General features: G+C 64.6%; 17 protein-coding genes. 3 read left to right on the top strand and 14 right to left on the bottom strand.

The genetic code is table 11. The features are described from left to right. Positions 1 to 30: 30 nt before the first annotated feature. Positions 31 to 549 (bottom strand): 50S ribosomal protein L19, encoded by a 519-nt coding sequence (rplS, locus tag EN869_RS24625; protein WP_040996377.1) that lies wholly within the window; start codon positions 547 to 549, stop codon positions 31 to 33. 290 nt (positions 550 to 839) lie between these two features. Between rplS and EN869_RS24620 the strand changes: the two genes are divergently transcribed. Next, the gene (locus EN869_RS24620) at positions 840 to 1,592 is read left to right on the top strand and encodes a sulfite exporter TauE/SafE family protein (protein ID WP_127229065.1); all 753 of its coding nucleotides are present in this window, start codon (positions 840 to 842) and stop codon (positions 1,590 to 1,592) included. Here EN869_RS24620 and trmD read toward each other — a convergent pair. Further along, on the bottom strand, positions 1,574 to 2,278 hold the full coding sequence (gene trmD / locus EN869_RS24615; RefSeq protein WP_127229066.1) for a tRNA (guanosine(37)-N1)-methyltransferase TrmD: 705 nt from the start codon (positions 2,276 to 2,278) through the stop codon (positions 1,574 to 1,576). The genes EN869_RS24620 and trmD overlap by 19 nt on opposite strands. Further along, complete coding sequence (rimM, locus tag EN869_RS24610; protein WP_127229067.1) at positions 2,275 to 2,871, bottom strand: ribosome maturation factor RimM; 597 nt, start codon at positions 2,869 to 2,871, stop codon at positions 2,275 to 2,277. The genes trmD and rimM overlap by 4 nt, the downstream gene beginning before the upstream one ends. A gap of 98 nt (positions 2,872 to 2,969) precedes the next feature. Between rimM and EN869_RS24605 the strand changes: the two genes are divergently transcribed. Together EN869_RS24605 and EN869_RS24600 are read left to right on the top strand one after the other, a co-directional pair. Next, the gene (locus EN869_RS24605; RefSeq protein ID WP_127229185.1) at positions 2,970 to 3,908 is read left to right on the top strand and encodes a tyrosine recombinase XerC; all 939 of its coding nucleotides are present in this window, start codon (positions 2,970 to 2,972) and stop codon (positions 3,906 to 3,908) included. A gap of 330 nt (positions 3,909 to 4,238) precedes the next feature. Beyond that, positions 4,239 to 5,303, top strand: a complete 1,065-nt coding sequence (locus tag EN869_RS24600; RefSeq protein ID WP_127229068.1) for a TraB/GumN family protein — start codon at positions 4,239 to 4,241, stop codon at positions 5,301 to 5,303. A gap of 617 nt (positions 5,304 to 5,920) precedes the next feature. Here EN869_RS24600 and EN869_RS24590 read toward each other — a convergent pair. From EN869_RS24590 to mdh, 11 genes are all read right to left on the bottom strand, one after another. Further along, complete coding sequence (locus EN869_RS24590) at positions 5,921 to 7,579, bottom strand: acetolactate synthase large subunit (RefSeq protein WP_127229069.1); 1,659 nt, start codon at positions 7,577 to 7,579, stop codon at positions 5,921 to 5,923. Between the two features lie 80 nt (positions 7,580 to 7,659). Beyond that, positions 7,660 to 9,066 carry a dihydrolipoyl dehydrogenase gene (gene lpdA / locus EN869_RS24585; protein WP_127229070.1) on the bottom strand — a complete coding sequence of 469 codons (1,407 nt, stop codon included), beginning with the start codon at positions 9,064 to 9,066 and terminating at the stop codon, positions 7,660 to 7,662. A gap of 25 nt (positions 9,067 to 9,091) precedes the next feature. After that, positions 9,092 to 9,847, bottom strand: coding sequence for an SDR family oxidoreductase (locus tag EN869_RS24580; RefSeq protein WP_127229071.1), 756 nt, complete (start codon positions 9,845 to 9,847; stop codon positions 9,092 to 9,094). Beyond that, on the bottom strand, positions 9,844 to 10,356 hold the full coding sequence (locus EN869_RS24575) for a hypothetical protein (RefSeq protein ID WP_127229072.1): 513 nt from the start codon (positions 10,354 to 10,356) through the stop codon (positions 9,844 to 9,846). The genes EN869_RS24580 and EN869_RS24575 overlap by 4 nt, the downstream gene beginning before the upstream one ends. 35 nt (positions 10,357 to 10,391) lie before the next feature. Beyond that, positions 10,392 to 11,669, bottom strand: a complete 1,278-nt coding sequence (gene odhB, locus EN869_RS24570; protein ID WP_127229073.1) for a 2-oxoglutarate dehydrogenase complex dihydrolipoyllysine-residue succinyltransferase — start codon at positions 11,667 to 11,669, stop codon at positions 10,392 to 10,394. 61 nt (positions 11,670 to 11,730) lie between these two features. Further along, on the bottom strand, positions 11,731 to 14,718 hold the full coding sequence (locus EN869_RS24565; RefSeq protein ID WP_127229074.1) for a 2-oxoglutarate dehydrogenase E1 component: 2,988 nt from the start codon (positions 14,716 to 14,718) through the stop codon (positions 11,731 to 11,733). Between the two features lie 147 nt (positions 14,719 to 14,865). Next, positions 14,866 to 15,768 (bottom strand): succinate--CoA ligase subunit alpha, encoded by a 903-nt coding sequence (sucD, locus tag EN869_RS24560; RefSeq protein ID WP_127229075.1) that lies wholly within the window; start codon positions 15,766 to 15,768, stop codon positions 14,866 to 14,868. A 12-nt stretch (positions 15,769 to 15,780) separates the two neighbouring features. After that, positions 15,781 to 16,272: a DUF1579 family protein gene (locus EN869_RS24555; protein WP_127229076.1), complete on the bottom strand. Its 492-nt coding sequence runs from the start codon at positions 16,270 to 16,272 to the stop codon at positions 15,781 to 15,783. Positions 16,273 to 16,275: 3 nt separating this feature from the next. Further along, on the bottom strand, positions 16,276 to 16,647 hold the full coding sequence (locus EN869_RS24550) for a cupin domain-containing protein (protein WP_127229077.1): 372 nt from the start codon (positions 16,645 to 16,647) through the stop codon (positions 16,276 to 16,278). A gap of 139 nt (positions 16,648 to 16,786) precedes the next feature. Next, the gene (sucC, locus tag EN869_RS24545) at positions 16,787 to 17,980 is read right to left on the bottom strand and encodes an ADP-forming succinate--CoA ligase subunit beta (protein WP_127229078.1); all 1,194 of its coding nucleotides are present in this window, start codon (positions 17,978 to 17,980) and stop codon (positions 16,787 to 16,789) included. Positions 17,981 to 18,004: 24 nt separating this feature from the next. After that, positions 18,005 to 18,973, bottom strand: coding sequence for a malate dehydrogenase (gene mdh / locus EN869_RS24540; RefSeq protein ID WP_127229079.1), 969 nt, complete (start codon positions 18,971 to 18,973; stop codon positions 18,005 to 18,007). Positions 18,974 to 19,015 lie beyond the last annotated feature (42 nt).

The raw sequence follows: 19,015 nt of genomic DNA, 5'->3' as shown, positions 1-19,015 counted from the left end.
GCCTTTCCGAACCAATGCTGTCGAAGCGCCTTATTCGGCGGAAGCGGCCTCGGCGGCCTTCTTCTCGGCGGCTTCCTTGGCGGCCGTCTCGGCGGCCAGCGCTTGGGCGGCGGCGACCTTCTCGGCCTCGATGCGGGCGCGCTCGGCGTTCAGCGCGTCGCGCTCTTCGTCGTTCAGCTTGCGGGCGCGCACGCCGGTGTTTTCCGAAATGCGGGCCGACTTGCCGCGACGGTCACGCAGGTAATAGAGCTTGGCGCGGCGCACCTTGCCGCGGCGCACGATCTCGACGCCCTCGACCATCGGCGAGTAGACCGGGAAAACGCGCTCGACGCCTTCGCCGTAGGAAATCTTGCGGACGGTGAAATTCTCCTGGAAGCCGGAGCCGGAGCGGGCGATGACGACGCCCTCATAGGCCTGGACGCGGGTGCGGCTACCTTCGGTGACGCGCACCTGGACGCGCACGGTGTCGCCCGGCTGGAATTCGGGCAGCTTGCGCTTGGCTTCGATCTTGGCGGCCTGTTCGGCCTCGAGCTGACGGATGAGATCCATCTCAAATATCCACTTCTTGTTCTTCCGACAGTCAGAGCGTCCTCAACTCGCCTTGCAGTTCCAACGACCGCTCGGCTATGCCCTTTGTCCGCGATAGGACATTGGGCAGGGACGGCTACACCGTCATTTGTTGACGGGTCCAGAAGATCGTTCTTCCGGTTCGGGCGGCGACATACAGCTATTTCGGCGCTTTGTCACCTCTTCGAGGCATATTTTTTGCGCTTGATGGCCCCATGACATGGCCGCCGTGACAGGTTGCGCGCGCGCCGCAAGCTTTCTAAGCGGGGGAAATGAGTCTTTTCGATGCCGCCTTGCTGTTTCTCGCGGGTTTTGTCTCCGGCGCCGCCAATGCGGTCGCCGGCGGCGGCACTTTCCTCACCTTTGGCGCCATGACGCTGGTCGGGCTGCCGCCGATCGTCGCCAACGCCACCTCCTCGGTGACGCAGCTGCCGGGCTACATCACCTCGACGCTCGCCTATTGGACCGATATCCGGCATTTCTGGCGGGGCGCCCTGCTGCTTTGCCTGATCTCGGCGCTCGGCGCGCTGGCCGGCTCGCTCATCCTGCTCGCCCTCTCCAATCCGTCGTTCCGCGCCCTTGTGCCCTGGCTGCTGATCGCCGCGACCGCCCTGTTCGCCGCCGGACCGTGGCTGAAGCCGGCGGCGGGGCCGGAACACCAGGCCTCGGTCGGCTCGCTCGCCGGTTCAATCGCGCAATTCGCGACCGCGGCCTATGGCGGCTTCTTCGGCGCCGGCATGGGCGTGATGATGCTCGCCACCCTCGGCCTGACGCAGGCCGGCGACTACCACCGGCTCAACGCGCTGAAGAACATGCTGTCCATCGTGATCGCGGTTGTCGCCATCCTGGTGTTCGTTTCCGGGGGCGTCGTTGCCTGGCCGCAGGCGATCGTCATGATCCCGGGCGGGGCGCTCGGCGGCTATGCCGGGGTATGGATCGCCAAGCGCGTGCCGCAGGCCGTCGTGCGCGGTTTCGTCGTCGCGGTCGGCCTGTTTCTGGCTTTCTACTATTTCACCAAGGGCTGAGGCATAGCGCCAAGCAAGTCCGGCCGCCGTTCCCGCGTCAGCTTCTCGGCCTCGGCGCGTCGCCATTCGGCAATCTTCTTGTGGTTGCCCGAAATCAGCACATCCGGGATCGGCCGGCCCTCGAACTCCTGCGGCCGCGTATAGTGCGGATGCTCGAGCAGGCCGTTCTCAAAGCTTTCTTCGTCACCCGAGACCGCATTACCCATGACGCCCGGCAGCAGCCGCACCACGGCGTCGAGCAACACCAGCGCGGCCGGCTCGCCACCGGACAGGATGAAATCACCGACCGAGACCTCCTCCAGCGCCCGCGCCTCGATCAGCCGCTGGTCGACGCCCTCGAAGCGGCCGCACAGGATGACGGCGCCAGGCCCGGCGGCAAGCTCGCGTACGCGCGCCTGCGTCAGCGGCTTGCCGCGCGGGCTCATCAACAGGCGCGGGCGCGGATCGCCGGGCGGCGAGGCGTGGTCGATGGCCTTGGCCAGCACGTCGGCGCGCATCACCATGCCGGCGCCGCCGCCGGCCGGCGTGTCGTCGACGGTGCGATGCTTGTCGGTGGCGAAATCGCGGATCTGGATCGCTTCCAGCGACCATGTCCCGGCCTCCAGCGCTCGGCCGGCAAGCGACAGACCGAGCGCGCCCGGGAACATTTCCGGATAGAGCGTCAGCACCGAGGCGATAAAGTTCAACGGTTGCCCCCGGCATCCTTCGGTCCGCGCGGCCTGCCCTTCGGGTCGAAGCGGGAACGGCTCGGCGCTTCGTCCTCCTCGTCATCGACCAGTCCCGCCGCCAGCGGATCGACCTGGACGAAACCCTCGGCGATCGAGACATGCGGCACCGCGGCCTGTGTGAACGGGATCAGCACGCCCTTGCGGCCGGCAAGCGTGACATCGAGGATGTCGCCGCCGCCGAAATTATGCACGGCGACGACCTTACCGATGACGCCGGTATCGTCCCTGACATCGAGCCCGATGAGATCGGCGTGATAGAACTCGTCCTCCTCGCCGTCATCCGGCAGCACTGAGCGGTCGACGAAAAGCTCTGTGCCGGCCAGCGCCTCGGCGGCATTGCGATCGTTTATACCCTTGAAGCGCACGACGACGACGGTGCCCGCCGGCCTGATATCGTTGATCTGGAAGGCGCGGCCATCCTTGGCATAAAGCGGGCCATAGTCGGCCAGCGCCAGCGGATCGCCGGTAAAGGTCTTTACCCGGAGCTCGCCCTTGATGCCGTGCGCGGCACCGATGACGGCCATCTGTACGGGGTTTTCGAGCTTCGACATCGGCGGCGCTTCCTTTGCCCTGCTCTATCCCCCTCAAGCCGTCATTTCAATGACCGCCTCTTCACCGCTTCCTAACCCGGATGCGTGAAACTGGCGTGATGCAGGAATTCCTCATCCCGGCAAAACCCGACCTTCAGGCGGCGCGCGAGACCTGGCTGAAGACGCTGGCGCGTGAGCGCCGGCTGTCGCCGGAAACCGTCGAGGCCTATGAACGCGACACGCGCCAGTTCTTGCATTTCCTGACCGGACATTGCGGTGGCCCGCCGGGCATTTCCGACATCGCCGACCTGCGCCCTTCCGACCTGCGCGGCTTCCTCGCCAAGCGTCGCAATGAAGGCGCCGGCGCCCGCACGCTGGGGCGCGGCCTTGCCGGCATCCGCTCGCTGCTGCGCTTTCTCGAAAAACGCGGGATGGTCAACGCGGCTGGCGTTGCGGCACTGCGCGCGCCCCGCCAGCCGAAGTCGCTGCCCAAGCCGCTGACGGCAAGCGACGCCAGAAAGGTCGTGGCGATGGAGGGCCAACTCGCGGAAGAACCCTGGATCGCCGCCCGCAATGCCGCAGTGCTGACATTGCTTTACGGTTCCGGCCTGCGTATTTCGGAAGCGCTGGGGTTGGCCGGCGCCGATCTCGCTTCAGAAGACGATACCGTGCTGCGCGTCACCGGCAAGGGCGGCAAGACGCGACTGGTGCCGGTGCTGCCTGTGGCCCGCAAAGCGGTCGCCGAATACCGCCGGCTCTGCCCTTTCCATATCGACCCCAAGGGCCTTTTGTTCCGCGGCGCCCGCGGCGGACCGCTCAACCCGGCCATCGTCCAGCGCGAGATGGCGAAGCTGCGCTCGGCGCTGAACCTGCCCGACACGGCGACGCCGCATGCGCTCCGCCATTCCTTCGCCACCCATCTGCTCGGCCGTGGCGGCGACCTGCGCACCATCCAGGAACTGCTCGGTCACGCCAGCCTGTCGACCACCCAGATCTATACCGGCGTCGACACGGCCAGGCTGCTCGACATCTACGAGCGCGCGCATCCCCGCGCCTGATCCCCTGACGTCGTCATACCAGGGCGGAGCAGGAGCGAAGCTCCGTCGCGGAGACCCCTGGTATCCATGCGGTGACCCCGGCGCTCCGCAGCGGTGCAGAATTCTGCACCGCCGCATTCCTCGGCTCAGGTAACGGACTGGATCCTCGGGCCTCCGCGCGTCGCTCCGCTCCTTGCTCCGCCCGTGGATGACGACGCAATGGGCGTTTCAACCAATCGTCACGGTATTCGATCCGAATACCCGAGCGGACGTCAAAACCGACCGCACCGGGGACAATTTCATTCTCCGGATTAACCGTTTTGCCGCTTTTCAGCGCTATGACGCTTCCCCATGAAACGCGTCATCGCCATCGCCGACCGCGCGGCCCTTGTCTCGTTGAAGCTGCTTGCAGCGCTCAACCTGCTGTTTTTCCTGTCTTTCCTGGTCGTTCTGCTGCTCGCCAGCCGTGCTCATGCCGAGGTGCCCAATTGCGTCGGCACCGATCTTTTGGCCGCGCTGGAAAAGAGCGATCCCGCCGCCTTCGAGAAGGTCGAGACCGAAGCGGCGGCCGTTCCCAACGGCAAGGGCCTGTTGTGGAAGCTGGAGAAATCGGGCGAAAAGCCGTCCTACCTGTTCGGCACCATGCACATGACCGACACGCGTGTCACCACGCTGCCGGCGGCCGCCCAAAAAGCCTATGACGACGCCGGCACCATCATCATTGAAACAACCGATGCGCTCGACAAGGCCAAGATGATGGGCGCGATGGCCAGCGAGCCCGGCCTGATGATGTTCACCGACAACACCACGCTGTCGTCGCTGCTCTCGCCGGACGATGCGGCGGCGCTGAACAAGGGGCTCGACGCCCGCGGCATTCCGCCGGCGAGCGTCGCAAAGATGAAGCCGTGGATTCTGTCGGCGATGATGGCATTGCCGGCTTGCGAGGTGGCGCGCCAGAGCGCCGGCGAACCCGTGCTGGACGTCAAGCTCGCGTCGGATGCCAAGGTTTTAGGCAAGGACGTCGAGGGGCTCGAAACCGCAGTCGATCAGCTGCGCGCAATGGCCTCGCTGCCGCTCGAATTTCACATGAAGAGCCTGGTCGAGACGATGAAGCTCGGCGACAAGGTGAATGACGTCAACGAGACGATGATCGTGCTCTACCAGCGTGGCGAGGTCGGCATGTTCTGGCCGCTGTTCAAGGCCGTGCTGCCGGACTCCTCGGACGACAAGGCCGGCTATGCCGCCTTCGAGCAGACGATGATCACCAGCCGCAACAAGGTGATGGCGGCGCATGCCGGGCCGATTTTGGCCAAGGGCAATGTCTTCATGGCCGTTGGCGCCATGCATCTGCCCGGTCCGGACGGACTGGTCGAGGATTTTCGCAAGGCAGGGTATATTGTTACCGTCGTCAACTGAGTCGCCTGGCGATTGGCGGGCCCGAAAACGTCGGTTTTTCAGCGCTTTCGGTCCGTCCGTGTGAAACCCATTGCGGGATCCGCGCGTTGATGGCTGTTATTTTGATGCTTTCATCCAAGGAGGACACGTTTCATGGCGAACCCTAACGACCCCTTCACCCCTTCGAGCACGCCTCCCACATCGGGGGGTGGTGGCGGCAGCGGGTGGCTGATCGCCCTAGTTGTCATTATCCTGGCCATTGTTGCGTATTATGTCTTTGGCAGAAGCGGCGGCGAGCATGCCCCGGCTCCGGCTGAGCCGCCGGCCGCCAGCACGCCGGCCCCCCCGCCTGCGACGCCTGCCCCGGCTCCAGAGCCGGCACCAGCGCCTGCGCCCGCTCCGGCGCCAGCCCCGGCTCCTGCTCCCGCGCCGGCCCCCGCGCCAGCTCCTGCACCTGCGCCCGCTCAGTAATCGGGTTACAGCTTGAAAACGAACGGCCCGCCGAAAGGCGGGCCGCTTGTTTTGTGTCGCTGTCTCCAGCTCCGGAAACCGCCGTTGCACCATCCGGGAATTGCTCTCGAGCATGATGCCGAAAAGTGTGAGCGGTTTTCCGTCTGGAATTGCGTCAAAACAAAGAGCTAGTCATGCGGCATAGAACTGGCGGGCCAGGGCGACCGATGGCGCAGCTCTTCGACCAGGACCCGCTCATTCTCCGAATAGTCGATCGGAACGACGACGAGATTGACCCCGCCCGCGGCAAAGGCCTGCTCCAGGGCCGGTCTCAGCTCGGCGATGGCGCCTACCCTGGTGCCCTTCGCGCCGTAGGCTTCGGCATAACGAACGAAATCGGGATTCCCGAAGGTCATACCGAAATCGGGAAAGTCGTCCACCGCCTGCTTCCAGCGGATCATGCCGAAGGCATGGTCCTCAATGATCAGGACCACGAGGTTGAGCTTCAGCCTGACGGCGGTTTCCAGCTCCTGGCTGTTCATCATGAAGCCGCCATCGCCGCAAACCGCCATGACGCGGCGTTCCGGAAAAAGCATTGCCGCCATCATCGCCGACGGCAGGCCGGCGCCCATCGTGGCCAGCGCATTGTCGAGCAGCAGCGTGTTGGCGACGCGCGTGCGGTAGTTGCGCGCGAACCAGATCTTGTACATGCCGTTGTCGAGCGCCAGGATGCCGTCAGCCGGCATCACTGCGCGCACGTCGTGCACCAGGCGCTGCGGCGTGAAGCGGTCCTCGCTGTCGCGCGCCGCAGTGCGGCTCAATATCCCCTCGCGTAGCGGCAGCAGTGCCTGTGCGTTGGGGATGTTGCCTTCCAGGCGGTCGGCCAACAGCCTGAGCGACGCGCCGATATCCCCGATCACCTCGGTTTGCGGGAAATAGACCTGTTCGACAGTGGCCGGCTGGTAGCCGACATGAATGACCTTCGGCCCGTCGGCGCCCATGATGAAGGGTGGCTTCTCGACCGTGTCGTGGCCGATCGTAATAATGAGATCCGCCTGCTCGATCGCCTCATGCACGTAGTCGCGCTCGGACAGGGCGGCTGTGCCCATATAGAGCTCGGTCCCACCCGGCACCGTGCCCTTGCCCATCTGGGTGGTGAAATAGGGAATGCCGGTCCGCAGAACGAACTGGGCGAGGTCCGAGGTCGAGCGCGGCCGCGAGGCGGCGGCGCCCATCATCGCCAGCGGCCGCTCAGCCTCGATGATCATCCGCGCGGCGCGATCGAGCGCGAGCGGGCTCGCCAACGGCAGCTCGACCGGATGCGGCGGAATCGGCGCGACCGGGTCACACTCCTCGGCGGCGATGTCCTCGGGCAGCTCCAGATGCACCGGTCCCGGACGCTCTTCGCCCGCCACGCGGAAAGCCTCGCGCACCACGCCTGGGATCATCCTGGACGAAACGATCTGACGCGAAAGCTTGGTCAGGGGTTTCATCGCCGCGACGACGTCGACGATCTGGAAGCGTGCCTGCCTGGACGACCGGATCCCCTTCTGCCCAGTGATCATGACCATGGGCATGGCCCCGAGCAGCGCGTAGGCGGCGCCTGTCGTCAGGTTCAAGGCCCCCGGGCCAAGCGTGGTGATACAGACGCCGGGCCTGCCGGTGAGCCGGCCGTGGGTGGCGGCCATGAATGCGGCCGCCTGCTCATGACGGGTCAGGATAAGCTCGATCGAGGATTTGCGAATGGATTCGACAACGTCGAGGTTCTCCTCGCCCGGTATGCCGAAAATGCGGTCCACGCCTTCATTCTCGAGGGCAGCAACAAGCAGATCGGAGCCTTTGGACACGAGGTATCTCCTGGGCGAACCCTGCGAGACGAGCCATACCAATGCTGACGGGCGTATCGCCCTTCGGTTCGGATGACGCCCTAGATATGAATCGGCTTGAAGAACGTCGCCAGCGCCGCTTCCTTCACCGCTTCCGACATCGTCGGATGCGCGTGGCAGGTGCGGGCGAGGTCTTCCGACGAGCCGCCGAACTCCATCAGCACGGCCGCTTCGTGGATCATCTCGCCGGCGCCGAAGCCGACGATATGGACGCCGAGTACGCGGTCGCTGGCCTTGTCGGCCAGGATCTTCACGAAACCGTCGGTATGCAGCATGGCGCGCGCGCGTCCATTGGCGCTGAACGGAAACTTGCCGACCTTGTAGTCGATGCCGGCCTTCTTCAGCTCCTCCTCGGTCTTGCCGACCGAGGCGATTTCCGGGCTGGTGTAGACCACGCTCGGGATGACGTCATAATTCACGTGCCCGGCCTGGCCGGCGATGGTCTCAGCGACTGCCACGCCCTCGTCCTCAGCCTTGTGCGCCAGCATCGGGCCGGCGATGACGTCGCCGATGGCATAGATGCCCGGCAGGTTGGTCCTCAGATGCCCGTCGGTCTTGACCCGGCCGCGCTCGTCGATCTCGACGCCGGCTTCCTTCAGCCCGAGGCTGTCGGCATAGGGGCGACGTCCAGTCGCGACCAGAACGACATCGGCTTCGATGGTTTCGGCCGTGCCGCCCTTTACCGGCTCGAAGGTGACCGTCGCGCCTTTCTTGGTCTTAGCGACGCCGGTGACCTTGGCGCCAAGCTTGAACTCGAAGCCCTGCTTGGAGAGCAGCCGCTGGAACTGTTTCGACACCTCGCCGTCCATGCCGCCCAGGATGGTGTCGAGATATTCGACGACCGTGACTTTGGCGCCCAGCCGGGCCCAGACCGAGCCAAGTTCCAGCCCGATGACGCCGCCGCCGACCACCACGAGGCTGGCGGGCACCTTGGCCAACGACAGCGCACCGGTGGAGGACACGATGACCTTCTCGTCGAAATCGACTTTGACGCCCGGAATGCCGGCGACGTCCGAGCCGGTGGCGATGACGATGTTCTTGGTCTCGATCTCCTCGACCTTGCCGTCCTCGCCGGTCACCGAAACCTTGCCGGCGGAAATCACCTTGCCGGTGCCGCGGAATGAATCGATCTTGTTCTTCTTGAACAGGAAGGCGACGCCGTTGACGTTGGAGGCGACCGTCGTGTCCTTATGCGCCATCATCTTCTTCAGATTGAGCTTTGGCGCCGGTATCTCGACGCCCAGCGTATCGAAGGCATGGCCGGCTTCGGCGAACATCTCGGAGGCGTGGAGCAGCGCCTTAGACGGGATGCAGCCGATATTGAGGCAGGTGCCGCCGAAGGTGGCGTTCTTCTCGACCACCGCCGTCTTCAGGCCGAGCTGCGCCGCCTTGATGGCGCAGACGTAGCCGCCCGGCCCCGATCCGATGATAACGACGTCATAAGCCATAATAGAAACCCTTCTTATCCGGCCTTCAACGGCCGCCGCTCACATTGAGGATCGCGCCCGTTATATAGGAGGCCGCGTCCGACAGAAGATAGAGAACCGCGCTGGCGACTTCGTCCGCCGTGCCGGCGCGTTTCATCGGCAACAGCTCCTGCATCCGCGCCACGCGGTCGGGCTGGCCGCCGGAGGCATGGATTTCGGTCTCGGTGATGCCGGGGCTGACGGCATTGACGCGGACGCCTTCCAGCGCGACTTCACGCGCGAGCCCGATGGTCAGCGTGTCGATCGCGCCCTTGGAGGCGGCGTAGTCGACATATTCGCCTGGCGAGCCGAGCCTGGCCGCCGCCGACGAAATGTTGACAATGGCGCCGCCCTTGCCGCCATGCCGCGTCGACATGCGCTTCACCGCCTCGCGTGCGCACAGGAACGAGCCTACGACGTTGATGCGCATCATGCGCTCGAGCCGCTCCGCGCTCATCTCATCTACGCGCGCCTTGACGTCGACGATACCGGCATTGTTGACGAAGGCGTCCAGCCGGCCGGAGGCCCGGTCGACGGCTTCGAAAATCGCGATGACATCGGCCTCGTTGCCGACATCGCCCTTCACTGCGAAGGCATCGCCGTCCGCAGCCTTGAGCTCGTCGACCAGCGCATCCGCGGCCGCTTGGTTGGAAACGTAGTTGACCGCCACGCGATAACCGGCCTCACTCGCCTGCCGGCAGATCGCCGCGCCGATGCCGCGGCTGCCGCCGGTGACCAGCAGTGTTTTCTTGTCGGCGCTCATTCCTGGCAGCCTTTCAGCACGAAGATGTCCCATGACACTTTCGAAAAGCCGGCGGGGCCATAGGCGGCCGACATTTCGAGCGACGGCCCGAGATCGGGCAGGATCAGGCTTTTCGGCGCGTCGGCGCCCTCGGCCGGCAACAGGCCGACGCCACCTTTCTCATCGGCGCTGTAGATGACGCCTTCCCAGATCGTGCAGGCGGCGAGTTCTTCGCCGGTGACGTCGCCGGTCGGGCATTTGTACATCAGCGAGCCATGGGGCCGCCCGGCCGAGCCTTCGGTCCACATCGCGATGCCGTCGAGCACGACATTGTTGTCGAGGATCACGCGGAAGGCATTGGTGATCGTCGCCGAGGTGCCGGCCGGCGTGAAGTCGATCTCGGCCCCGCTCTGCGCCTCGCCATAGACGGCAAGCTGGATCGGGCAGGCGGCTTGGGCATCGACGGCCGCGAGAGCTATGCCGGCCGCAAGCGAGACCGGTCTTGCGGCGCCGAGCAAATGGGTTCTCATTCGCCGCCCCGGCCGCATGCCGCCATCACGCCACCTCAGAGATCAAGCACCAGCCGCTCGGGATCCTCCAGGCTTTCCTTGACGCGCACCAGGAAGGTCACCGCTTCCTTGCCGTCGACAATGCGGTGGTCGTAGCTGAGCGCCAGATACATCATCGGGCGGATGACGATCTGGCCGCCGACCACCACCGGCCGGTCCTGGATCTTGTGCATGCCGAGGATGCCGGACTGCGGGGCGTTGAGGATCGGCGTCGACATCAGTGAGCCATAGACACCGCCATTGGAGATGGTGAAGGTGCCGCCCTGCATGTCGGCCACCGACAGCTTGCCGTCGCGCGCGGCAAGGCCGAGGCGTCCGATCTCCTTCTCGATCTCGGCGATCGACATCTGGTCGGCGTCGCGCACCACCGGCACCACCAGGCCCTTGTCGGTGCCGACGGCGACGCCGACATGGGCAAAGTTCTTGTAGATGATGTCGGTGCCGTCGATCTCGGCGTTGACCGCCGGGATCTCCTTCAGCGCATGCGTCACCGCCTTGGTGAAGAAGCCCATGAAGCCGAGCTTCACGCCATGCTTCTTCTCGAACACGTCCTTGTACTTTGCCCTGAGCGCCATCACCGCGCTCATATCCACCTCGTTGAAGGTGGTGAGCATTGCGGCGGTCGACTGCGCTTCCTTCAAGCGGCGCGCGATGGTCTGGCGCAGCTTGGTCATGCGCACGCGCTCCTCGCGCGGTGCATCCTCGGCCGTCGACGGCGCACGGGCAGCGACCGGCGCCGGAGCGGCCTTCGGCGTCTCGGCCGGCTGCGACGGGGCGCCCTTGGCGATGGCGTCGAGCACGTCGCCCTTCAGCACCTGGCCGCGCTTGCCCGAGCCGGACAGTTGGTCGACCGAGAGATTATGCTCCGCGATCAGCTTGGCCGCAGCGGGCGCCGGCGGCATGGTGCGCGGCTCGATCTGGCCGGCGTCACCGGCGACCTTGGCGGTCTCGGCGGCGGCCTGCTTGGTGGTGGAAGCGGCATCCGGGCTGGAGGCCTGCGCCACCGCCTGCGGCTTGGTCGTCGGGGCGGCGGCGCCGCCAGCCGAAATCGAGCCGAGCAGCGCGCCGACATTGACCGTCTCGCCTTCCTTGACGGTGATCTCAGCCAGTGTTCCGGCGCCCGCGGCAGGCACTTCCACCGTCACCTTGTCGGTTTCGAGCTCGACCAAGGGTTCATCGGCGGCGATCGCGTCGCCGACCTTCTTGAACCACTTGCCGACGGTCGCCTCGGTGACGGATTCACCCAGCGTGGGGACGCGGATTTCGGTAGCCATTGTGCCTGTCCGTTGTCTTCTTGAGGTCTGTTTCGTCCGGTCTGCCTATTCGCCCAGCGCGCTATTCGCCGAGAGCATCATCGAGCAACGCGGCGAGTTGGCTGAGATGCTTCGACATCAAGCCGGTCGCCGGCGAGGCCGAGGCTGGTCGGCCGGTGTAACGCACCCGCTGATGCTTGGCGTCGATATGCGCCAGCACCCATTCGAGATAGGGATCGATGAACGACCAGGCGCCCATGTTCTTGGGCTCCTCCTGGCACCACACCATCTCGGCGTTGCGGAAACGTGACAATTCGGTGATCAGCGCCTTGGCCGGGAACGGATAGAGCTGTTCGACGCGCAGCAGATAAATGTCGTTGATGCCGCGCTTCTCGCGCTCTTCGTAGAGGTCGTAATAGACCTTGCCCGAGCACAGCACGACGCGGCGGATCTTGGAATCCTTGACCAGTTTTATCGGCTGGTTCGGCAGGAGCTGCGCGTCGTCCCACAGCAGCCTGTGGAACGAGCTTTCGCCCGCCATTTCCGACAGCATCGACACCGCCCGCTTGTGGCGCAGCAGCGACTTCGGCGTCATCAAGATCAGCGGCTTGCGGAAGTCGCGCTTCAGCTGCCGGCGCAGAATGTGGAAATAGTTAGCCGGCGTGGTGACGTTGGCGACCTGCATATTGTCTTCCGCGCAGAGCTGCAGGAAGCGCTCCAGCCGCGCCGACGAATGTTCCGGCCCCTGGCCTTCATAGCCATGCGGCAAAAGGCAGACGAGGCCCGACATTCTGAGCCACTTGCGCTCGCCCGACGAGATGAACTGGTCGAACACCACCTGGGCGCCGTTGGCGAAGTCGCCGAACTGCGCTTCCCACAGCGTCAGCGCCTTGGGCTCTGCCAGGCTGTAGCCATATTCGAAGCCCAGCACCGCCTCTTCCGACAGCATCGAGTTGATGACTTCGTAGCCGGCTTGCGCCGCCGACAGATTGTTGAGCGGGATATAGCGGGTCTCGTCGCGCTGGTCGTAAAGCACCGAATGGCGCTGCGAGAAGGTGCCGCGCTCCGAATCCTGGCCGGAGAGCCGGATCGGGTTTCCGTCGAGCAGGATGGCGCCGAAGGCCAGCGCCTCGGCCGTCGACCAGTCGATGCCTTCGCCGGACTCGATCGCCTGGCGGCGGTTTTCGAGGAAGCGCAGGATCGTCTTGTGCGCGTCGAAATCCTTCGGCACCTCGGTCAGCTTTTTGCCAATCTCCTTCAGCGTGCGCACCGGCACGGCGGTCTTGCCGCGGCGCTGTTCGTCCTGGTTGTCGGCGGTGCGCAGGCCGGACCACGCGCCATCCAGCCAGTCGGCCTTGTTCGGCTTGTAGCTCTGGCCGACTTCCCATTCTGATTCCAGATGCGCGCGCCAGTCGGCCCGCATCTTGTCGACCTCGGCCTGGGTGATGTGGCCTTCGGCGATCAGCCGGTCGGCATAGATCTGAACCACCGTCTTATGGGTGCGGATGTTGCGGTACATGATCGGCTGGGTGAAGGCCGGCTCGTCGCCCTCATTGTGTCCGAAGCGGCGGTAGCAGAACATGTCCACCACCACAGGCTTGTGGAACTTCATGCGGAACTCGGTCGCGACCTTCGCCGCATGCACCACGGCCTCCGGGTCATCGCCGTTGACGTGGAAGATCGGCGCCTCGATCATCTTGGCCACATCCGACGGATAGGGCGAGGAACGCGAGAAGCGCGGATTGGTGGTGAAGCCGATCTGGTTGTTGATGATGACATGCAGCGTGCCGGCGACGCGGTGGCCGCGCAGGCCCGACAGGCCGAGGATCTCGGCGATCACGCCCTGCCCGGCGAAGGCGGCGTCGCCGTGCAGCAACAGCGGCATCACCTTGGCGCGCTCCGACAGCGGCACGACCTCGCCACGCTCGCGGCCGGCGAACTGGTCCTGCTTGGCGCGCGCCTTGCCCATCACCACCGGATCGACGATTTCCAGATGCGAGGGGTTGGCCGTCAGCGACAGATGCACCTTGTTGCCGTCGAACTCACGGTCCGACGAGGCGCCGAGATGGTACTTCACGTCGCCCGAGCCTTCGACCTCGTCGGGCGCGGCCGAGCCGCCCTTGAATTCGTGGAAGATGGCGCGGTGCGGCTTCGCCATCACCTGGGAAAGCACGTTGAGGCGGCCGCGATGCGCCATGCCGAGCACGATTTCCTTGAGACCGAGCTGGCCGCCGCGCTTGACGATCTGCTCCAGCGCCGGAATCAGCGATTCACCGCCGTCGAGGCCGAAGCGCTTTGTGCCCTTGTACTTGACGTCGATATACTGCTCGAAGCCCTCGGCCTCGACCAGCTTCGACAGGATCGCCTTCTTGCCGGTTGCAGTGAAGGTGATCTCCTTGTCGGCGCCTTCGATGCGCGCCTGGATCCACGCCTTCTCTTCCGGATCGGAAATGTGCATGAACTCGACGCCGAGCGTCGAGCAATAGGTGCGGGCCAAGATGTCCAGCATCTGCCGGATGGTGCCGAATTCGAGGCCCAGCACATTGTCGAGGAAGATCGGCCGGTCGTAATCGGCTTCGGTGAAGCCGTAATTCTCCGGCGACAGCTCGTTGTAATCCTCGAGCGGCTTGGCGATACCCAGCGGATCGAGATTGGCATGCAGATGGCCGCGCATGCGATAGGCGCGGATCATCATGATGGCGCGAACCGAATCGCGCGTCGCCTGGTGCACATCGGCGTCAGAAAGCACGGCGCCGTTGACAACCGCCTTTTCCTTGACCTTCTTTTCGATCGTCTTTTCGACGAGGCCCCAATTGCCGTCGAGCGCCGAGACCAGCTCGCCATTGGCGGTGAGCGGCCAGGAGGGCTTCGCCCAGGAGGCGCCCTTGGCGTTCTTGCGCACATCGCCCGCGTCATCCTTCAGCGCCGCGAAGAAATCCTGCCATTCCGGATCGACCGAGGCCGGATTGTCCTCGTAAGCCGCGTAGAGCGCGTCGATATAGTCGGCATTGCCGCCATAGAGGAATGAGGTGAGCGAGAATTGGTCGTTGGCCTGATCTTGTCTTGCCATTTTCGTCTGCGGAGCCTGGCTCCGTCTCCTTAGTTGGAGGGGAGTAGGGCAGTAGGGGAGTAAGGCAGTAGGGAAACTGGCAATTGTCGCCGCGCGTCCCGTTCTTCCTATTCCCTTACTCCCCTACTGCCCTACTCCCTTACTGCCTTAACCCTTGATCGCCTCGACCAGCGTCGTGCCGAGCCGCGCCGGCGAGGGCGAAACCTTGATGCCGGCCGATTCCATCGCCGCGATCTTGTCTTCCGCGCCGCCCTTGCCGCCGGAGATCACCGCACCCGCATGGCCCATCGTGCGGCCGGCCGGCGCGGTGCGCCCGGCGATAAAGCCCGCCATCGGTTTCTTGCGGCCGCGCTTGGCTTCGTCCTTGAGGAACTGCGCGGCGTCTTCCTCGGCCGAGCCGCCGATCTCGCCGATCATGATGATCGACTTGGTCTCGTCGTCGGCGAGGAACATCTCCAGCACATCGATGAATTCGGTGCCCTTGACCGGGTCGCCGCCGATGCCCACCGCCGTGGTCTGGCCGAGGCCGACATTGGTGGTCTGGAAGACTGCCTCATAGGTAAGCGTTCCCGAGCGGGAAACAACGCCGACCGAGCCCTTGCGGAAGATGTTGCCGGGCATGATGCCGATCTTGCATTCGTCGGGCGTCAGCACGCCAGGGCAGTTCGGTCCGATCAGCCGCGAGGTGGAGCGGTCGAGCCGCGCCTTGACCTTGACCATGTCCATCACCGGGATGCCTTCGGTGATGCAGACGATCAGCGGGATCTCGGCCTCGATCGCCTCGATGATGGCTTCGCCTGCGCCCGCCGGCGGCACATAGATGACCGAAGCGTTGGCGCCAGTCTTCGCCTTGCCTTCGGCGACCGTGGCGAAGATCGGCAGGCTCTCGCCCTTCGAGCCCGTCCAGGTCTCGCCGCCCTTCTTCGGATGGATGCCGCCCACCATCTTGGTGCCGTGATAGGCCAGCGCCTGTTCGGTGTGGAACGTGCCGGTCTTGCCGGTCAGACCCTGCACCAGCACCTTGGTATTCTTGTCGATGAGAATGGACATCGCGGCCCTTTTCTAAAAACCGTTGATCGTGGAAGGCGAGACGCGCCGGTAGAGGCCGCTCACCATGTCTTGCCAGGCATCGCTGCCCGCTGGTCTGAACTCAAGTTTCATGCGGTAGGTATCGGCGCCTTCAAAACCATACGAAACGCGGGCGGCGCCGCGCGGCGACGATCGTTCGAGCGTAAGCTCGCTGCCGTTCCACATGCCCGTGGCCGGCGATATCGGCACGAACCCCATCGAGTCGAACTGATGCATGCTGACGAGGCCGTTCTGCTGGTCGAAGCCGAACACATTATGCGCGCCGAACGAGATTGTGCCGTCGCGGCGCTGGCGATAGCGCTGCACCACGAACAGGCCGCCGAACTGGGCCTCCGCCAGCACTTCCGAGGTAGCCGTGCCGGCATCGGTCCATTGCGTCGCCGCGACCTCTTCCTCGCCACGCCACGCGCCGACCAGCGCCTGCAGGCGTTGGTGACCGTCCGAAAGAGAGGAGAAGGCGTTCATGGCTCAGAGCCGCTTGAGGTCGGTGACGGTCAGATCGCTCTTGGCGTTGCCGGTGTTCAAGGTCGTCGCCGGCTCGAACATCAGCACCACCGGCTCCTTGGTCAGCGAACGCGGCCGGTGCTCGACCCCGCGCGGCACGACGATGAAGTCGCCCTCGGCGAGCTCGACCGGCCCGTCGCGGAAATCGATGGCGATCCTGCCGCGCAGCACGAGGAACGCTTCGTCCTCATTGTCATGCGCGTGCCAATCGAAGATTTCGCCGAACTTGGCGACCTTGGCCTGGGCATCGTTGACGTCGCCGGCAATATGCGGATCGAAGACCTTGGCGATCTTCTGATCCGCCGCCTCGACCAGGTTTATCTTGCGCGGAGGCATCGACTTGCTTCCTCATTCACAGTTGCAGGGGATTTGCTGATAGAGCACGACGGCATCCGAAACCTCTCCCGCATGCGCCTGCATGGCTATGCCGCCAAACACAATCGCACACAGAAGCCGGGACGAAATCATCGACTCCTCAACCCTTCACCGCCTTGACGATCTTCTTGGCCGCGTCATCGAGATCGTCGGCCGAGACGACGTTGAGGCCGCTGTCGTTGATGATCTTCTTGCCGAGCTCGGCGTTGGTGCCCTCGAGGCGCACGACCAGCGGCACCTTCAGGCCCACTTCCTTGACAGCCGCGATCACGCCCTCGGCGATGACATCGCACTTCATGATGCCGCCGAAAATGTTGATCAGAATGCCTTCGACCGCCGGATCCTTGGTGATGATCTTGAACGCCGCCGTGACCTTTTCCTTCGAGGCGCCGCCGCCGACATCGAGGAAGTTAGCCGGCTCAGCACCATAGAGCTTGATGATGTCCATCGTCGCCATGGCGAGGCCAGCGCCGTTGACCATGCAGCCGATATTGCCGTCGAGCGCGACATAGGCGAGGTCGTATTTCGACGCCTCGATCTCCTTCTCGTCCTCTTCGGTGGTGTCGCGCAGTTCCATCACGTCCGGGTGGCGGAAGAGTGCGTTGTTGTCGAACGACACTTTGGCGTCGAGCACGCGCAGATGCCCATCCCTCATGACGATCAGCGGATTGACCTCGAGCAGGCTCATGTCCTTCTCGACAAAGGCCTTGTAGAGCGTCGGGAACAGCGTGCCGCCGTCCTTGGCCGCGTCGCCGTCGAGCTTCAGCGCGCCGTTCAGCGTCTTCACGTCATCGGCCGTCACGCCTTTTTCCGGGTCGATGGCGACGGTGACGATCTTTTCCGGCGTGTCATGCGCGACCGTTTCGATGTCCATGCCGCCCTCGGTCGAGACGACGAAGGCGATGCGCCCGACCGAACGGTCGACCAGGATCGATAGATAGAGCTCGCGCTCGATGTCGGCACCGTCCTCGATATAAAGGCGGTTGACCTGCTTGCCGGCCGGGCCGGTCTGCTTGGTGACCAGCGTGTGGCCGAGCATCTCGTTGGCGTTGGTGACGACCTCGGCCGCCGACTTCGCCAGCCGCACGCCGCCCTTGGCGTCGGCGCCGAGCTCCTTGAACTTGCCCTTGCCGCGGCCGCCGGCATGGATCTGGCTCTTCACGACATAGAGCGGGCCGGGCAGCGCCTTTGCGGCGGCTTCCGCCTCGCTTGCCTTGAACACCGGAACGCCGCTTGCCACCGGCGCGCCGAACGTCTTCAGCAGCGCTTTGGCCTGATACTCATGAATGTTCATGCGCTTGATCTCCGAAGAGGACGGTTACTTGCCGGCGAGATGCGGGGCGATCTTGGTGCAGGCCTCGGTCAGGCCCTGCACCGCCGCCACCGAATTGTCGAACATCTTCTGCTCGGCCTTGGAGAGGTCGATCTCGATGACGCGCTCGACGCCGCCGGCGCCGATCACCACCGGAACGCCGACATAGGTGCCCTTGACACCATACTGTCCTGACAGGTGCGCGGCGCAGGGCAGCACGCGCTTCTTGTCCTTGAGGTAGGATTCGGCCATGGCAATCGCCGAGGCCGCCGGCGCGTAATAGGCCGAGCCGGTCTTCAACAGGCCGACGATCTCGGCGCCGCCGTCACGCGTGCGCCGCACGATCTGATCGAGCTTCTCCTTCGAGGTCCAGCCCATCTTGACGAGGTCGGGCAGCGGGATGCCCGAGACGGTCGAATAGCGGATCATCGGCACCATCGAGTCGCCATGGCCGCCGAGCACGAAGGCGGTGACGTCCTCGACCGAAACCTTGAACTCTTCGGCCAGGAAGTAGCGGAAGCGGGCGCTGTCGAGCACGCCGGCCATGCCGACGACATGGCTGGTCGGCAGTCCCGAGAATTTCTGCAGCGCCCACACCATCGCGTCGAGCGGGTTGGTGATGCAGATGACGAAAGCCTTTGGCGCGTACTTCTTGAGGCCCGCGCCGACCTGCTCCATGACCTTGAGATTGATGCCGAGAAGATCGTCGCGGCTCATGCCCGGCTTGCGCGGCACGCCGGCCGTGACGATGCAAACATCCGCGCCCTCGATGCCGGCATAGTCGTTGACGCCGGTCAGTCGGGAATCGAAGCCGTCGACAGGGGAAGACTGCGCGATATCGAGGCCCTTGCCCTGCGGAATGCCCTCGGCGATGTCGAACAGCACCACGTCGCCGAGATCCTTGAGGCCGATCATATGGGCGAGCGTACCGCCGATCATGCCCGAGCCGATGAGCGCTATCTTATTGCGTGCCATGTGAGGATGTTTTCCCTTGTCTATGACGAGACGGTGACGTGG

It is taken from the genome of Mesorhizobium sp. M2D.F.Ca.ET.226.01.1.1, assembly GCF_004022705.2.
Classification (GTDB): domain Bacteria; phylum Pseudomonadota; class Alphaproteobacteria; order Rhizobiales; family Rhizobiaceae; genus Mesorhizobium.
The sequence above is the reverse complement of the archived record's forward strand: the minus strand, read 5'-3'. Positions and strand labels throughout refer to the sequence as shown.

What these genes read in the sequence shown, in the direction of transcription:
- rplS (WP_040996377.1), bottom strand. Translation starts at nt 549, where the DNA reads ATGGATCTCATCCGTCAGCTCGAGGCCGAACAGGCCGCCAAGATCGAA.
- EN869_RS24620 (WP_127229065.1), top strand. Translation starts at nt 840, where the DNA reads ATGAGTCTTTTCGATGCCGCCTTGCTGTTTCTCGCGGGTTTTGTCTCC.
- rimM (WP_127229067.1), bottom strand. Translation starts at nt 2,871, where the DNA reads ATGTCGAAGCTCGAAAACCCCGTACAGATGGCCGTCATCGGTGCCGCG.
- EN869_RS24605 (WP_127229185.1), top strand. Translation starts at nt 2,970, where the DNA reads ATGCAGGAATTCCTCATCCCGGCAAAACCCGACCTTCAGGCGGCGCGC.
- EN869_RS24600 (WP_127229068.1), top strand. Translation starts at nt 4,239, where the DNA reads ATGAAACGCGTCATCGCCATCGCCGACCGCGCGGCCCTTGTCTCGTTG.
- lpdA (WP_127229070.1), bottom strand. Translation starts at nt 9,066, where the DNA reads ATGGCTTATGACGTCGTTATCATCGGATCGGGGCCGGGCGGCTACGTC.
- EN869_RS24580 (WP_127229071.1), bottom strand. Translation starts at nt 9,847, where the DNA reads ATGAGCGCCGACAAGAAAACACTGCTGGTCACCGGCGGCAGCCGCGGC.
- EN869_RS24575 (WP_127229072.1), bottom strand. Translation starts at nt 10,356, where the DNA reads ATGAGAACCCATTTGCTCGGCGCCGCAAGACCGGTCTCGCTTGCGGCC.
- odhB (WP_127229073.1), bottom strand. Translation starts at nt 11,669, where the DNA reads ATGGCTACCGAAATCCGCGTCCCCACGCTGGGTGAATCCGTCACCGAG.
- EN869_RS24565 (WP_127229074.1), bottom strand. Translation starts at nt 14,718, where the DNA reads ATGGCAAGACAAGATCAGGCCAACGACCAATTCTCGCTCACCTCATTC.
- sucD (WP_127229075.1), bottom strand. Translation starts at nt 15,768, where the DNA reads ATGTCCATTCTCATCGACAAGAATACCAAGGTGCTGGTGCAGGGTCTG.
- EN869_RS24555 (WP_127229076.1), bottom strand. Translation starts at nt 16,272, where the DNA reads ATGAACGCCTTCTCCTCTCTTTCGGACGGTCACCAACGCCTGCAGGCG.
- EN869_RS24550 (WP_127229077.1), bottom strand. Translation starts at nt 16,647, where the DNA reads ATGCCTCCGCGCAAGATAAACCTGGTCGAGGCGGCGGATCAGAAGATC.
- sucC (WP_127229078.1), bottom strand. Translation starts at nt 17,980, where the DNA reads ATGAACATTCATGAGTATCAGGCCAAAGCGCTGCTGAAGACGTTCGGC.
- mdh (WP_127229079.1), bottom strand. Translation starts at nt 18,973, where the DNA reads ATGGCACGCAATAAGATAGCGCTCATCGGCTCGGGCATGATCGGCGGT.